Source organism: Candidatus Symbiopectobacterium endolongispinus (genome assembly GCF_018777385.1).
Lineage (GTDB): Bacteria > Pseudomonadota > Gammaproteobacteria > Enterobacterales > Enterobacteriaceae > Symbiopectobacterium > Symbiopectobacterium endolongispinus.
This window is the reverse complement of sequence record NZ_JAFJYB010000001.1, coordinates 862,450-876,493: the sequence shown is the minus strand read 5'-3', so window position 1 is coordinate 876,493 and position 14,044 is coordinate 862,450. Positions and strand designations below refer to the sequence as shown.

The window sequence follows — 14,044 nt, the reverse complement described above, 5'->3', positions numbered from 1 at the left end:
TTCTCACCGAGATATTCTCCGTCCAACGCGCGCGTGCTTGTCCTTAAACGTCATCTTTTTCCCGGTTGTCTGCCATGATGGAATAAAAGTTCCATAATCAAAGGGAATAAGGGTTGATGACTAGGTTTTCCGGCGTCTGACATGTAGAATGTATCGGTTCTGGTGAAAGGGGAAGGCATTGCCGCCATTTTCATCGCATGCGCATGCCAGACGGCAAGAATTTCAGAAATACCAAGGTAGAAAAACTTTCATAATGAAGCATATACGAAATTTCTCCATTATTGCCCATATCGACCACGGTAAGTCGACGCTTTCTGACCGCATTATTCAACTTTGCGGCGGTTTATCTGACCGTGAAATGGCGGCGCAGGTGCTGGACTCCATGGATCTGGAACGTGAACGCGGCATCACCATCAAAGCGCAAAGTGTAACGCTGGATTACCATGCCAAAGATGGCGAAACCTACCAACTGAATTTTATCGATACACCGGGGCACGTTGACTTCTCCTATGAAGTTTCACGTTCTCTGGCGGCGTGCGAAGGTGCGTTGCTGGTGGTGGATGCAGGGCAAGGCGTAGAGGCACAAACGCTCGCCAACTGCTACACCGCGATGGAAATGGGCCTGGAAGTGGTCCCGGTGCTTAACAAGATTGACCTGCCGGCCGCCGATCCCGAGCGTGTGGCAGAAGAGATTGAAGATATCGTCGGCATCGATGCCACCGATGCCGTGCGCTGCTCGGCGAAAACCGGCGTTGGCGTTCCTGATGTGCTTGAACGTCTGGTGAAAGAAATTCCACCGCCAGAGGGCGATCCAAATGCGCCGCTTCAGGCGTTGATCATCGACTCCTGGTTCAACAACTACCTCGGTGTGGTCTCTCTAATCCTCATCAAAAATGGTTCGTTGCGCAAGGGCGACAAAGTGAAGGCCATCAGTACCGGTCAGGTGTATAACGCCGATCGTCTGGGGATTTTCACGCCGAAGCAGATCGATCGTGATGTGCTTAATTGCGGTGAAGTGGGTTGGCTGGTGTGCGCCATCAAAGACATTCTTGGTGCTCCGGTGGGGGATACCCTGACATTGGCTCGCCAACCGGCTGACAAAGCGCTCCCGGGCTTCAAAAAGGTTAAACCACAGGTTTATGCTGGCTTATTCCCGGTCAGTTCTGATGATTATGAGAACTTCCGCGACGCGTTGGGTAAACTGAGCCTCAATGATGCTTCGCTGTTCTACGAACCGGAAACCTCAACCGCGTTGGGCTTCGGTTTTCGCTGCGGCTTCCTGGGCCTCCTGCACATGGAGATCATTCAGGAACGTCTGGAGCGTGAATACGATCTGGATCTGATCACCACGGCACCAACCGTAATTTATGAAGTGAAGACCACGCGTCAGGAAATTGTCTACGTTGACAGCCCTTCCAAGTTGCCACCGCTCAACAACATTGAAGAACTGCGTGAACCTATCGCGGAATGCCATATGCTGTTGCCGCAGGAGTACTTGGGCAACGTGATCACTTTGTGTATTGAGAAGCGTGGTGTGCAGACCAACATGGTATACCACGGTAATCAGGTGTCATTGACCTATGAAATTCCGATGGCGGAAGTGGTGCTCGATTTCTTCGATCGACTGAAATCGACTTCGCGCGGTTATGCATCGTTGGATTACAGTTTCAAACGTTTCCAGGTCTCTGACATGGTGCGGGTTGACGTGATGATTAACGCCGAACGTGTTGATGCGTTGGCGCTGATTACCCACCGCGATAACTCACAGTATCGTGGCCGTGAGCTGGTGGAAAAAATGAAAGAGCTGATCCCGCGTCAGCAATTTGATATTGCCATTCAGGCGGCCATCGGCAACCACATTATCGCGCGTTCGACCGTGAAACAGCTGCGTAAAAACGTATTGGCGAAATGTTATGGCGGCGACGTGAGCCGTAAGAAAAAGCTGTTGCAGAAACAGAAAGACGGTAAGAAGCGCATGAAACAGGTCGGCAACGTTGAATTGCCGCAAGAAGCCTTCTTGACCATTCTGCACGTCGGCAAAGAGAGCAAATAAACCCTAAGGAGTTGGCATGGCCAATATGTTTGTCTTGGTTTTAGCGCTGGCGACGCTCGTCACCGGCATCGTCTGGTGTTTTGAACGCTTTAAATGGGCACCGGCACGCAAGGCGAGAGCGGAGGCGGCGCTGAGTGCGCAGCAGGATGGCGGCGCGGGCGTTGTGACGATCAAACAGCCCGGTTGGATTGAAACCTGCGCTTCGGTGTTTCCGGTATTGGCGCTGGTATTTTTTGTGCGCTCCTTTGTCTACGAACCGTTCCAGATACCGTCGGATTCCATGATGCCGACGCTGCTGATTGGTGATTTTATTCTGGTGGAGAAATTTGCCTACGGCATTAAGGATCCCATCACGCAGACAACGCTGATCCCGACCGGGCATCCGCGACGCGGGGATGTAGCGGTATTCAAATATCCTGAAAATCCGCGCCTGGATTATATCAAACGTGTGATTGGTCTGCCGGGCGAGAGGGTTTCTTACGATCCGCTCAGCAAGCAGGTGACGGTGCGTCCTGCATGTGAAGGCTCGGCGTGTGACAGCGCCGTCGCGGTAACCTACAGCAACCTTGAAGCCAGTGATTTCGTGCAAACGTTCGGTCGTCCTGGTTCGGAATCGGGCAGCGGTTTCTACGCGCTGCCACTCGGTGAGGAAAAACCGGGTGGCGTGCGGATGGGCGTTCGTCAGGAGACGCTGGGTGATGTCTCGCACCGCATTCTGGTGGTGCCGGGTAGCCAGGATCAACTGGGGATGTACTACCAGCAGTCGCGCCAGCCGCTGGCCACCTGGGTAGTGCCAAACGGGCACTATTTCATGATGGGTGATAACCGTGATAACAGCGCCGATAGCCGTTTCTGGGGTTTTGTGCCGGAGAAGAATCTGGTCGGCCGCGCAACGTCAATCTGGATGAGCTTTGAGAAACAAGAAGGTGAATGGCCAACGGGCGTGCGTCTGAGCCGAATTGGTCGAATTCATTAATCATCGTGATAAACCCGCAGCATTATTTTCGGGTACTTTGTAGAATTGTTGTATCTCGCACCACATTCCCGTTGCAGTTAGCCCTTGCAACGGAGAATGTGATGAGAATAAACGAAAAACGCAGGCTCCGTTCGGAGCCAATGCAAACGAAACAGCAACGAAACAGCTTTGTTCCCCTATCGCCCGCAAGAGCGATAGGGGAACAAAGCTGTTTCGTTTGCTGCGGTAAATAGGTATTGTTGATCTATTGGTAACACATGAACCCCATCCTAATAAATCGGTTACAAAGAAAGCTGGGCTATACTTTCCAGCAGTACGACCTGTTATTGCAGGCGTTAACGCACCGCAGTGCCAACAGCAAACACAATGAGCGTCTGGAGTTTCTTGGTGACTCCATCCTGAGTTTTGTGATTGCCAATGCACTTTATCATCGCTTTCCTCGTGTCGATGAAGGGGATATGAGCCGTATGCGCGCCACGCTGGTGCGCGGCAATACGCTGGCGGAAATTGCGCGTGAATTCGAATTAGGTGAATGCCTGCGCCTTGGTCCCGGTGAATTGAAAAGCGGTGGCTTCCGCCGTGAGTCTATTTTGGCTGACACGGTCGAAGCGCTTATTGGCGGTATTTTTCTGGACAGTGATATCCAGAATATCGAAAGACTGATTCTGAATTGGTATCAGACTCTATTGGATGAAATCAGTCCAGGGGATAAGCAGAAAGATCCTAAAACCCGGTTGCAAGAGTTTCTGCAAGGACGTCATCTGCCATTGCCCACCTATCTGGTGGTGCAGGTGCGCGGTGAGGCACACGATCAGGAATTCACCATCCATTGTATGAGCAGCGGTTTTAACGAACCGGTGATTGGTACGGGCTCCAGCCGGCGTAAGGCGGAGCAGGCGGCAGCGGAACAAGCGTTGAAAATACTGGAGATTGAATGAGCGAAGAACAAACCTACTGCGGTTTCGTCGCGATTGTTGGGCGACCCAACGTGGGCAAATCCACGTTGCTGAACGAACTACTGGGGCAAAAAGTCTCCATTACTTCGCGTAAGCCGCAAACCACGCGTCACCGCATTATGGGTATCCATACCGAAGGTCCTTATCAGGCTATTTATGTGGATACGCCAGGGCTGCACATTGAAGAAAAACGGGCAATCAACCGTCTGATGAACTGTGCTGCCAGCAGCTCCATCGGCGATGTCGAGTTGATCATCTTTGTGGTTGAAGGGACTCACTGGACCGACGACGATGAAATGGTCGTGGGTAAGTTGCGCGATCAAAAACGTCCGGTATTGCTGGCAATCAACAAGATTGACAATGTGACGGACAAAACCAAACTGCTGCTGCATATCCAGTTTTTAAGTGAAAAAATGAACTTCCTCGACGTGGTTCCTCTTTCTGCGGAAAAGGGCACTAACGTTGACACTATTGCCAGCATTGTGCGCAAACACCTGCCTGTGGCTGACCATCACTTCCCGGAAGATTACATCACCGATCGTTCGCAGCGCTTTATGGCGGCAGAGATTATTCGTGAAAAGCTGATGCGCTTTCTCGGTGAAGAGTTGCCCTATTCGGTGACCGTTGAGATCGAGCGTTTCGTGACCAACGACCGCGGCGGTTATGACATCAATGGGTTGATTCTGGTTGAGCGCGATGGTCAGAAGAAAATGGTGATCGGTAACAATGGCGCCAAAATCAAGACGATCGGCATTGAAGCGCGTCAGGATGTGGAAGCCATGTTCGAAGCCAAGGTACACCTGGAATTGTGGGTGAAGGTGAAATCCGGCTGGGCGGATGACGAACGCGCATTGCGCAGCCTGGGCTACATCGACGACTTATAAGGTTAACGCCGATGGAAGGCTGGCAGCGCGCGTTTGTCTTGCATGGGCGACCTTACAGTGAAACCAGCCTGTTGCTGGATCTTTTCACGGAAGACGAAGGGCATGTGCGCGTGTTAGCCAAAGGCGCGCGCCGCGCGCCGCTCTCCGCTAAAAGGATGTTTGCAACCGTTCACGCCATTGCTGGTGCGCTGGGGTGGACGCGATGAAGTAAAAACCTTGCGTAACGCTGAACCAGTATCACTGGCACTACCGCTTACTGGCGTCATGTTGTACAGTGGCCTCTACGTCAATGAATTGCTTGCTCGCGTGCTGGAGCACGAAACCAATTTTTCTGCACTCTTCTTCGATTACCTGCATTGCTTGCAGCAACTGGCAGCGTTGAGTTCCTCACCGGAACCGGCACTGCGTCGTTTTGAGCTGGCGCTGTTGGGCTATCTCGGTTACGGCGTTGATTTTCTGCACTGTGCAGGCAGTGGGGAGCCCGTTGCAGACACCATGACCTACCGCTACCGTGAAGAAAAAGGGTTTATCGCCAGTATGATTGTGGATCAGCGTAGCTTTACCGGCTATGAGTTGCGTGCGCTGGCTGCGCGGGAATTTCCTGATGTGCAAACCCTGCGGACTGCGAAACGCTTTACCCGTATGGCGCTCAAACCTTATCTGGGCGGCAAACCATTGAAGAGCCGTGAGCTGTTTCAAAAATCTGCCGTTTTACGTCCCCACACGCCACCTGTTGCAAAAGAATAATGACCTGAGCAGTGAACCTGTCAACCTCTCGCTATCTAAAGATTGCCGCAGTGGTAACGAACTGAAAGGCCAGTGTACACTGGTCGTCTAAAGGTGATTTTTTTGAGGACTGATTTCATGGCAGAGCTTTTGCTGGGTGTAAATATCGATCATGTGGCGACCCTGCGCAATGCGCGCGGCACAGCGTACCCCGATCCGGTGCAAGCTGCGTTTGTTGCCGAGCAAGCCGGGGCGGATGGTATTACGGTTCATCTGCGTGAAGATCGTCGTCATATTACCGATCGCGATGTGCGTTTGTTACGCCAAACGTTGCAGCCGCGCATGAACCTTGAAATGGCGGTGACGGAAGAGATGCTGGCGATTGCCTGCGAGCTTCGTCCTAACTTTTGTTGTCTGGTACCTGAGAAACGCCAGGAAGTGACAACGGAAGGTGGGTTGGACGTTGCGGGTCAACTGCCGCGTATGACATCAGCCGTGGCCCGTTTGCACGAGGCGGGAATTCTGGTATCTCTGTTTATCGACCCCGAACGGGTGCAAATTGATGCCGCTGTAGCCGTTGGCGCTCCTTATATCGAAATCCATACCGGTGCTTATGCCGATGCTCAGGACGATACGCTGCGCCAGCAAGAGTGGGCGCGTATTCGCGATGCAGCGGTTTATGCCGCCAGCAAAGGACTCAAGGTAAATGCCGGACATGGCCTGACCTACCACAACGTGCAAGCTATTGCGGCCCTGCCTGAAATCCATGAGCTTAATATTGGGCATGCGATTATCGGTCGCGCCGTCATGAGTGGCTTGGCAGAGGCCGTCGCGGAAATGAAGGCATTGCTGCGGGAAGCCCGTCGTTAATGGCTATTCTGGGACTTGGCTCGGACATTGTGGAGATCGCCCGTATCGAGGCGATTATCGCGCGATCCGGCGATCGTCTGGCGCGCAGAGTATTATCCGCACAAGAGTGGGTGCACTATGAAAAGCACCAGCAGTCTGCCCGCTATCTTGCTAAGCGCTTTTCTGTTAAAGAAGCGGCGGCGAAGGCCTTAGGCACCGGCATTAGCCAAGGGCTGGCTTTCGATCAATTCGACGTCTTCAACGATGCGTTGGGTAAACCTTGCCTGCGACTTTGGGGACGCGCGCAATCGATGGCGGAAAACTTAGGAGTGGAAGAGATACACGTGACCATTGCCGATGAGCGGCACTATGCCTGTGCCACAGTGATCCTTGAAGGGGAGCGAAAACGCCCGCTCACAGACGATCGGCGTGATGCATAACAACAAACTTTTCCCATAATTGCTCCTGCGTTTCCACTTGTTGCGGGTCACGAATGATTGTATTGTCAATCGGGCATACCTTTTGGCAGGTAGGCACATCGTAATGGCCCACACATTCTGTGCAACGCAGCGGATCTATTTCATAGGTATCCAGCCCCATAGAAATTGCCTGATTGGGACATTCAGGCTCGCACATGTCGCAGTTAATGCATTTAGGGGTGATCAGTAATGCCATTTCTTTATACCTTGCAAAACCAGCTGCGGATTATACTAGTAACGGCGTAGCGGAGCACTCTCTTTCCCCAATATCTCTCGCATAAAATAGCGTAGCAAGCCAAATAATGAATAAAGTTTTCTGTGGCTTTGCCGATATCCATTATTCTAAGTATAAGCAGGCTAACAACGTATCACATCAGGTCTTATGACAAAATGTATCGGGCAGCAGGGGAATTTAGGGGTTATACAGGCACTGCCTTCTGAACTTGGGGATGCGGCAGCTTTTGAACGCCAGTATTGGCATCACTGTCAAAGACGCTATAACTTTCAGCCTATTTACCGCACCAGCGGCAAACTGTTAGCGATAGAGCTGCTTACTGCTGTGTTTTCGCCAGCGTTCCCGCAGCGTTTTGTTTCACCTGAAACCTATTTTGCCAGTATCAATGTGGCTGAGCGGTTACAGGTAGTGATTGAGCAAATGCAGCTTCTGTCGCGTTGGCATCCTCGCTTTATTCAGGACGGCATTCTGGCGTCAGTCAATGTGAACGGGCAAACGTTGCATGCGTTACAACGGAGCCATGAAGCGAAACAGTTGATCGCCTCCATGCCCTGGCTGCGATTTGAGATCGTTGAAAATCAGGGGACGCTCTCGCAAGAAGTCTTGACCATGTTTCCTGAAATGCGCCACCTGTGGCTGGATGATTTCGGGGCGGGCGTCGCCAATTTTTCTTCGTTGATGCAAGCGCAATATGACTGTATCAAAGTGGCGCGCGAGCTGTTTATTTTGCTGCAAAAAAGTGAGGGGGGCCGTCAGCTGTTCCCGTCGTTGGTGGCGCTGCTGTCCCGCTTTTGTAATCACGTGGTGGTTGAAGGGGTCGAAACGCAGGAAGAGTGGGGCATGGTAACGCAAACGCGGGCTGACGCGGTGCAAGGGTATTTCCTGTCTCGCCCCCAGCCTTTTGAGAATTTTAGCGAGTTGAAATCTACGTTGTAATCTTAGCAGAGTCAGTCCAACTTGTTGGACTGGTATCATTGTTAGCGCGTTGGTTACTTGACACGATAATTTACATTTTATTTATCCCTTTCCTCGCGCGCTGCTTTTTCGCCGTTTGTTGTCCTGCCTGACGTCTAAATGTTAAAAATGGTGATTCATTTTGTTATACAGGCTCTTTTCATTGTTTGATTCTTGTAATTTTTTCAGCAATGGTGTTTTATATTGTTAATGATTAGTGGAATGAACCTTGCCGCTCCTGATCTTTATGGGGGCTCAACAGGTGCACATGATAAGTGAAACGATTTTGCATTGATGGTAACTTTATGAATATAATGAGAAAATATGTTTTTTATTTAATGATAACAATCAATTATCGTGTGGTGATAGATTTTATTAATTAAAACAGTGATGCCTATTGGTATAATTGATTTGCTTACAGAATTTTGATGTTCAAAATACGTAACATTGAGATTCGTAAGTTTTTTATTTCATTAGATAAACTTATAACACGAGTTATTATTCATCACCTTAACGCTAATTAAAGATACTCTGTTTGGACTTGTTATTTTTATTTACACACAGTGATAGATGGGGGCTTTATGCTGATGTTCCTATGTTTTTGAATTCATCTGAACACAGGAGCGTTTTTTCATCCCTCCCTCCCGCTCTCCGGAAAACTGCCGATCCCGAATCTGTATGGGAGAGCGGCGCTTTGTCTGTGTGTTTCACTATCCGTGATGTGGTTTGTATGACCAGTCCTTCCGAGGACTGAGGGCGTGTTATTGTGTATGAGATAATAATAACTATACTTATAATACTGTTGTTGGTTTCTGTTATTAGAAACAGGGGAAGCAAGCAAAAGTTTAAGCAGGATCGCGAAAAACAAGACTTCCTCTATACGATTTTTTATGCCACAGAATATAGCCCGGCGTCGATCATTATTGCGAATGAGAATTGTGAAATTCTTTATGTAAATCGTCAGTTTGTAACCATGTCAGGTTATATGCCCGATGAAGTGATCGGTAAAAAAACTAATATAATGAATTCGGGAATGACCAACCCCAGCGTCTATGAAGATCTTTGGTCAACGCTCGATCGCGGTGAAACCTGGAGCGGTGAATTTATTAACCGTCGTAAAGACGGGCAGCTTTACTGGGAAAAGGCCAATATTTCTAAAATCTATAATAAAGTCACAGATTCAACGAATTATGTTGGGGTGAAGCTGGACATTACGGAGCGTAAAGCAAAGGAACATCACGATAACTCTTATAATCGCGCCTTAGAACTTCTCTCCAGCGGTGCTCCGTTGAAAGATATCCTTGATGCCATCGTGTTTAGTGTGGAGGAAAAAAATCCGGGCCGCATCGTCTGCTCCGTATTGTTGGTGGATAAAGAGAAGAAGTGCCTGACGTTGGCTTCTGCGCCCAGCTTGCCCGGTTTTTATAAAAATGCCATTCATAATGTAAAAATCGCTGACGGTGCCACCTCTTTTGGTACCGCGGCGTATACCGATAAGCGCGTGATTGCGGAAGATATCTCCGTTCATCCTGATTGGTCATTGTATAAATGGCTCGCGCTCTATGCCGGGTTACGCTCTTGCTGGTCTGAGCCGGTTATCGGCCAGAATAAAGAGATCCTCGGTGTGCTCAGCGTTTACCACCGTAAGCCCTATGTTCCCAATGAAGAAGAAACCTTTTCCATTGAAAAATCTGCGCAGTTGGTGGCGATTGCTATCTAACTGTACAGTGCGATTGATATGCTGCGACGCAGTGAAGAGCATTACCGCCAACTGGCACACTATGATTTTCTGACATCACTGGCAAACGGCCTGACGTTTGCGGAACAGATGGAACAGGCCATTTTGTTATCAAAACAGACAGGGCGTCGTATCGCTTTGATGTTTCTTGATTTGGATAAATTCAAACAGATCAATGATACCTTTGGTCATGCCATTGGCGACTTGTTGTTAAAAGAAGCCGCTGCGCGCATGCGAAGTTCAGTACGTGATACTGACACTGTTTATCGCCGTAGTGGCGATAAATTTATTATCTTGCTGCAAGGCATTAAAGAAGAAGCTAACACTCTCTATGTTGCAGACAAGATTCATAATGCCATGAATAAACCTTTTGATATTGAAGGGAAAAAACTTGAGGTGTCATGCAGTATCGGTATTGCGCTCTATCCTGAGCACGGCACTGATTCACTGACGTTAGCCATCAACGCAGACTCTGCCATGTACCAGGCAAAAGCCATGGGACGCAGCCAAACGCAAATCTACGTCGTACAAAACGGTCATCAGTGATAATTGGGGACGTTAGGGAAACAAACAACACAAACTGCCATTAATTGGGCAGTTTGTGTGTTCAATGAAAGTCTTGAATAGCACAGTGTGATAATTAGCGTTCCCGCAGTGCTTCTGCATTTGCACGGATGATGGGTTTAAGTAAATAACTTAGAATCGTTTTCTTTCCGGTAATAATATCCACGGATGCTACCATGCCGGGAATAATCACTAGGGGCTTATCTTCAGTGCCCAAATAATTCTTATCCGTGCGCAACCTAACGATATAAAAACCGTTGCCTTCTTTATCGGTCATGGTGTCAGGGCTAATTTGCCCAACTTTCCCTTTTAATCCGCCATAGATCGTATAATCATAAGCCGTCAGCTTAATAATTGCAGGCTGGCCCGGATGCAGAAAGGCAATATCTTGCGGCGAGATTTTTGCTTCAACCAATAAATTTTCATCCAACGGAACAATTTCTACGATGTCGTTCCCGGGTTGGATTACACCACCAATGGTGTTGACCATCATCTGCTGCACAATGCCTTTCACCGGTGAGACCATCAGCGTACGGTTTACGCGATCTTACAGTGCATTACCCGTGGCGGCTATCTTGTTCAGATTGGTTTGTGCTTCAGTCAACTGTGTCAGCGCATCGCTTTTATAGCGTCCGCGCGTTTCCTGAATCTTGTTTTCAATTTCCTTGATGGCAGAGTCAGCACGAGGGATAGACAGAGTAATGGATTCCAACTGCCCTTGCGTTTCCACTTCAGCCCGTTTTAACCGCAACACTTCGACTTTGGATATTGCACCCTCGGCAATCAGTGGCTCTGACATTCTTATTTCTTGTTGCAATAAATTGAGGCTATTACGAAATTGTGCCTGCTTGGCCACATAATCGCGCTGCTCCTGTTTTTTCTGCACCAGTTGTTCTTCCAAACCCGAGATCTCATTACGAAACTGTTGGCGTCTGCTGGTGTACAGATCCATCTCCCCCTTAGCAATGGCAGGGGCTTTTTCTTTGATTTCTGGTGAGAAGTCTAATTCGCGATCGTTGATTTCAGTCGTTAACCGTTCGATACGCGAGAGCAGCCCTAGCCTGTCAGCCTCCGTTTCACCAACGTTTGAAGCGAAGCGCGTGTCATCGAGCCTCAGCAATGGATCGCCCTGATTGACGATTTGCCCCTCGTGAACGTAAACCTCAGTGACGATACCGCCTTCCAGGTTCTGAATTTTTTGCAGACGGAATGGCCTTGCCGCCACCGCGCGTGACTTCATCAATACTGGCAAAAGCGGCCCACAAGATGAAAAACAGGAAAAAAAAAAGAAAATTGTCCACAGCGTAATACGAATCGCTTTGGGGGAATCTTCCAGCATCGCGCGGCTGACTTCAGGAATCGCCTGAAGCGTTTCCCGATCCCTGCGGGAGAAATAGCGAAGGATATCCGCGGTGCGTTTAGCGAGATGCATTGATCTGTCCTTTCTTTAACGCATCCATCACGATAGCCTTTGGACCATCGGCAATAATGCGGCCTTTATCGATAATGATTAAACGATCTACCAGGGCCAGCATGGAAACGCGATGCGTCACCAACAGTAGCGTTTTGTTTTGCAACACCGGCTGTAATGCCTGTTTTAGGCGGTCTTCACTGGTGTTATCCATCGAACTTGTGGGTTCATCTAACACCATGATTGGCGGATCGAGCAACAGCGCGCGATGGCAACGGCTTGACGCTGACCGCCGGAGAGTTGCAAGCCGCGTTCCCCCACCTGCAAGTTGTAGCCATCCGCATGCAGGCGCGCGAATTCGTTGACACCGGCGATTTCGGCGGCGCGCAGCATGGATTCATCATCAGTATAGCGAGCACCGCTGATCAGGTTATCGCGCAGAGTGCCGCTGATTAGTTGAATATCTTGCGGTACATAGCCAATGTTGTGGCGCAAATCGCTGACATCCAACTGACGTGTGTCCACACCGTCGATCAAAACATTCCCTTCGCTTGGGGGATAAAGATTGACGATCAGTTTTTCCAGCGAACTTTTGCCTGAACCGCTGCGACCAATGATGCCAACTTTTTCACCTGCGGCGACAGGGAGATTGATGTTGTGCAAAGAGCGGTGCTTCTGTTCAGGATAACTGAAGGTCACGTCACGGAATTCCAGTCCGCCTTGAATACGTTCGCGTTTAAGCGGCCGCTCATTCTCTTGACGCTCTTGCGGCAATTGCATCATCTCTTCGGTGGTCGTCATGGTTATCTTGGACTGCTGATAACGCGTGACCAGGCCCGATAGCTGACCAAGGGGCATAAGTGCGCGGCCACTGAGCATATAGCTGGCAATCAATCCCCCTATACTGAGTTTGCCGTCAATCAACAGGTAGACGCCCGCGATAATCATCACCACACCAGCGATTTGCTGGAACCCCAGCGTCAGGTTGACCGCCAGTGAAGAGAGCGCCTTGGCGCGCATTTCCAATCGACTAAGACTGCCCAGTGTTTGTTCCCAACTGTGCTGGCGCTCACTCTGAGCATTATTCACTTTCAGCGCATCCAGACTGCTGAGCGTTTCTATCAGGGTGGCTTGACGCTCGCTGGCCAGTTCCATTGTTTTACTGATGGTTGCAACCAGCGGTTTTTGCAGCGCCCAGCTTACGGCTAAGGCAATAGGGTAGGTGAGTATCGGCACCCACACCAGAGGACCGCCAATCAGGCCAATCACCAGCAACAGCAGCAGTGTGAACGGGAAATCTATCAGCGTGGTTAAGGTTAGCGATGAGAGGAAACCTCTTAATGATTGAAATTCATGAATATTTTGCGCGAAGCTGCCGACGCGGGCTGGTCGCGCAATCATCGACATCCCAATAATGCGTTCAAACAGTGAGGCGGAGATGATCAGATCGGTCTTTTTTCCTGCCATATCGAGGCAAATGCCACGTAGCGTTTTCAGAATGAGATCGAAAATAAACGCACCAATAACACCGATCGCCAGCACCCAAAGGGTTGCCGTTGCTTGATTGGGTACCACCCTGTCATACACATTCATCACGAACAGCGGCGTGGCGAGTGCGATGATATTGATAATAAAACTGGCCAGCACCGCATCGATATACAAGAAGCGCGACAGTCTCAGCGTGTCCTTGAACCAGGACTTGGTGTGTGGAATAAGCGATTCGTTTTGGATATCAAAGGCATGTCTCGGCTGCGCAAACAGCACCAGACCAAGATAATTCTGCTTAAGCGTGTTGCGATCGACGTGTATCTCGCCGCCTTCCGTCTCACTCGGCATGATGCGCGCTGAACCATCGTCGTTCCAGCCAAGCAACACCGCTGAACGGCCTTCTCGCAGCAATAACATGGCAGGCAGTGACATGTCGGGAATGCCATCCAGCGGGCGTTTTAGTACCCGACCTTGCAGCCCTGCGCGACTGGCTGCGCAGGGCTGCAATGACATTGTCAGGCGTTGTTTTGCCAAAGGAAGACCCGCAGTGAGCGTAGCGCGACTCGCAGGCTTGCCCCGTAGCGCACACAAAATCAACAAACCATCCAGTAACGGATCGTCATGACGGGTGCGAGGATCGTTGTGTTCATGCGCAACGGACGCTTCCGGAGTATCGATATCCTCGACGGAATGTAACTTCATCTCACTGATCTTCCCTTACATAACACAGT

The 14,044-nt window shown here is 49.9% G+C and carries 8 protein-coding genes and 4 pseudogenes; 9 read left to right on the top strand and 3 right to left on the bottom strand.

Features of this window, described 5'->3' with window-relative positions; translation table 11 throughout:
• Nucleotides 1–253: 253 nt before the first annotated feature.
• The 7 genes and pseudogenes from lepA (at nt 254) to acpS (ending at nt 6,884) form a co-directional block, all read left to right on the top strand.
• Nucleotides 254–2,053, top strand: a complete 1,800-nt coding sequence (gene lepA, locus JZM30_RS04420) for a translation elongation factor 4 (protein ID WP_252317709.1) — start codon at nt 254–256, stop codon at nt 2,051–2,053.
• Between the two features lie 16 nt (nt 2,054–2,069).
• Entirely contained in the window at nt 2,070–3,029 is a 960-nt protein-coding gene (gene lepB / locus JZM30_RS04415; protein ID WP_252317708.1) for a signal peptidase I, read from the top strand.
• Between the two features lie 257 nt (nt 3,030–3,286).
• A complete protein-coding gene (gene rnc / locus JZM30_RS04410; RefSeq protein ID WP_252317706.1) occupies nt 3,287–3,967 on the top strand; it encodes a ribonuclease III in 681 nt (226 codons plus the stop codon).
• On the top strand, nt 3,964–4,869 hold the full coding sequence (gene era, locus JZM30_RS04405) for a GTPase Era (protein ID WP_252317704.1): 906 nt from the start codon (nt 3,964–3,966) through the stop codon (nt 4,867–4,869). Before rnc ends, era begins: the two co-directional genes overlap by 4 nt.
• A gap of 11 nt (nt 4,870–4,880) precedes the next feature.
• Nucleotides 4,881–5,616 (top strand): annotated as a pseudogene (recO, locus tag JZM30_RS04400) (DNA repair protein RecO).
• A gap of 117 nt (nt 5,617–5,733) precedes the next feature.
• Nucleotides 5,734–6,465, top strand: coding sequence for a pyridoxine 5'-phosphate synthase (pdxJ, locus tag JZM30_RS04395; protein WP_252317703.1), 732 nt, complete (start codon nt 5,734–5,736; stop codon nt 6,463–6,465).
• Nucleotides 6,465–6,884 carry a holo-ACP synthase gene (gene acpS / locus JZM30_RS04390; RefSeq protein ID WP_252317702.1) on the top strand — a complete coding sequence of 140 codons (420 nt, stop codon included), beginning with the start codon at nt 6,465–6,467 and terminating at the stop codon, nt 6,882–6,884. Before pdxJ ends, acpS begins: the two co-directional genes overlap by 1 nt.
• Here the strand turns inward: acpS and JZM30_RS04385 are convergent.
• Nucleotides 6,859–7,119, bottom strand: coding sequence for a YfhL family 4Fe-4S dicluster ferredoxin (locus JZM30_RS04385; RefSeq protein WP_196905602.1), 261 nt, complete (start codon nt 7,117–7,119; stop codon nt 6,859–6,861). The genes acpS and JZM30_RS04385 overlap by 26 nt on opposite strands.
• A 186-nt stretch (nt 7,120–7,305) precedes the next feature.
• Here JZM30_RS04385 and pdeH point away from each other — a divergent pair, with 186 nt between their 5' ends.
• Both pdeH and JZM30_RS04375 read left to right on the top strand, forming a co-directional pair.
• Complete coding sequence (gene pdeH / locus JZM30_RS04380; protein WP_252317700.1) at nt 7,306–8,094, top strand: cyclic-guanylate-specific phosphodiesterase; 789 nt, start codon at nt 7,306–7,308, stop codon at nt 8,092–8,094.
• Nucleotides 8,095–8,878: 784 nt separating this feature from the next.
• Nucleotides 8,879–10,396: pseudogene (locus tag JZM30_RS04375) on the top strand (sensor domain-containing protein).
• 94 nt (nt 10,397–10,490) lie between these two features.
• Here JZM30_RS04375 and JZM30_RS04370 read toward each other — a convergent pair.
• Nucleotides 10,491–11,846 (bottom strand): annotated as a pseudogene (locus JZM30_RS04370) (HlyD family type I secretion periplasmic adaptor subunit).
• Nucleotides 11,833–14,015: pseudogene (locus JZM30_RS04365) on the bottom strand (type I secretion system permease/ATPase). Before JZM30_RS04365 ends, JZM30_RS04370 begins: the two co-directional pseudogenes overlap by 14 nt.
• Between the last annotated feature and the right edge of the window lie 29 nt (nt 14,016–14,044).

What these genes read in the sequence shown, in the direction of transcription:
- lepA (WP_252317709.1), top strand. Translation starts at nt 254, where the DNA reads ATGAAGCATATACGAAATTTCTCCATTATTGCCCATATCGACCACGGT.
- lepB (WP_252317708.1), top strand. Translation starts at nt 2,070, where the DNA reads ATGGCCAATATGTTTGTCTTGGTTTTAGCGCTGGCGACGCTCGTCACC.
- rnc (WP_252317706.1), top strand. Translation starts at nt 3,287, where the DNA reads ATGAACCCCATCCTAATAAATCGGTTACAAAGAAAGCTGGGCTATACT.
- era (WP_252317704.1), top strand. Translation starts at nt 3,964, where the DNA reads ATGAGCGAAGAACAAACCTACTGCGGTTTCGTCGCGATTGTTGGGCGA.
- pdxJ (WP_252317703.1), top strand. Translation starts at nt 5,734, where the DNA reads ATGGCAGAGCTTTTGCTGGGTGTAAATATCGATCATGTGGCGACCCTG.
- acpS (WP_252317702.1), top strand. Translation starts at nt 6,465, where the DNA reads ATGGCTATTCTGGGACTTGGCTCGGACATTGTGGAGATCGCCCGTATC.
- JZM30_RS04385 (WP_196905602.1), bottom strand. Translation starts at nt 7,119, where the DNA reads ATGGCATTACTGATCACCCCTAAATGCATTAACTGCGACATGTGCGAG.
- pdeH (WP_252317700.1), top strand. Translation starts at nt 7,306, where the DNA reads ATGACAAAATGTATCGGGCAGCAGGGGAATTTAGGGGTTATACAGGCA.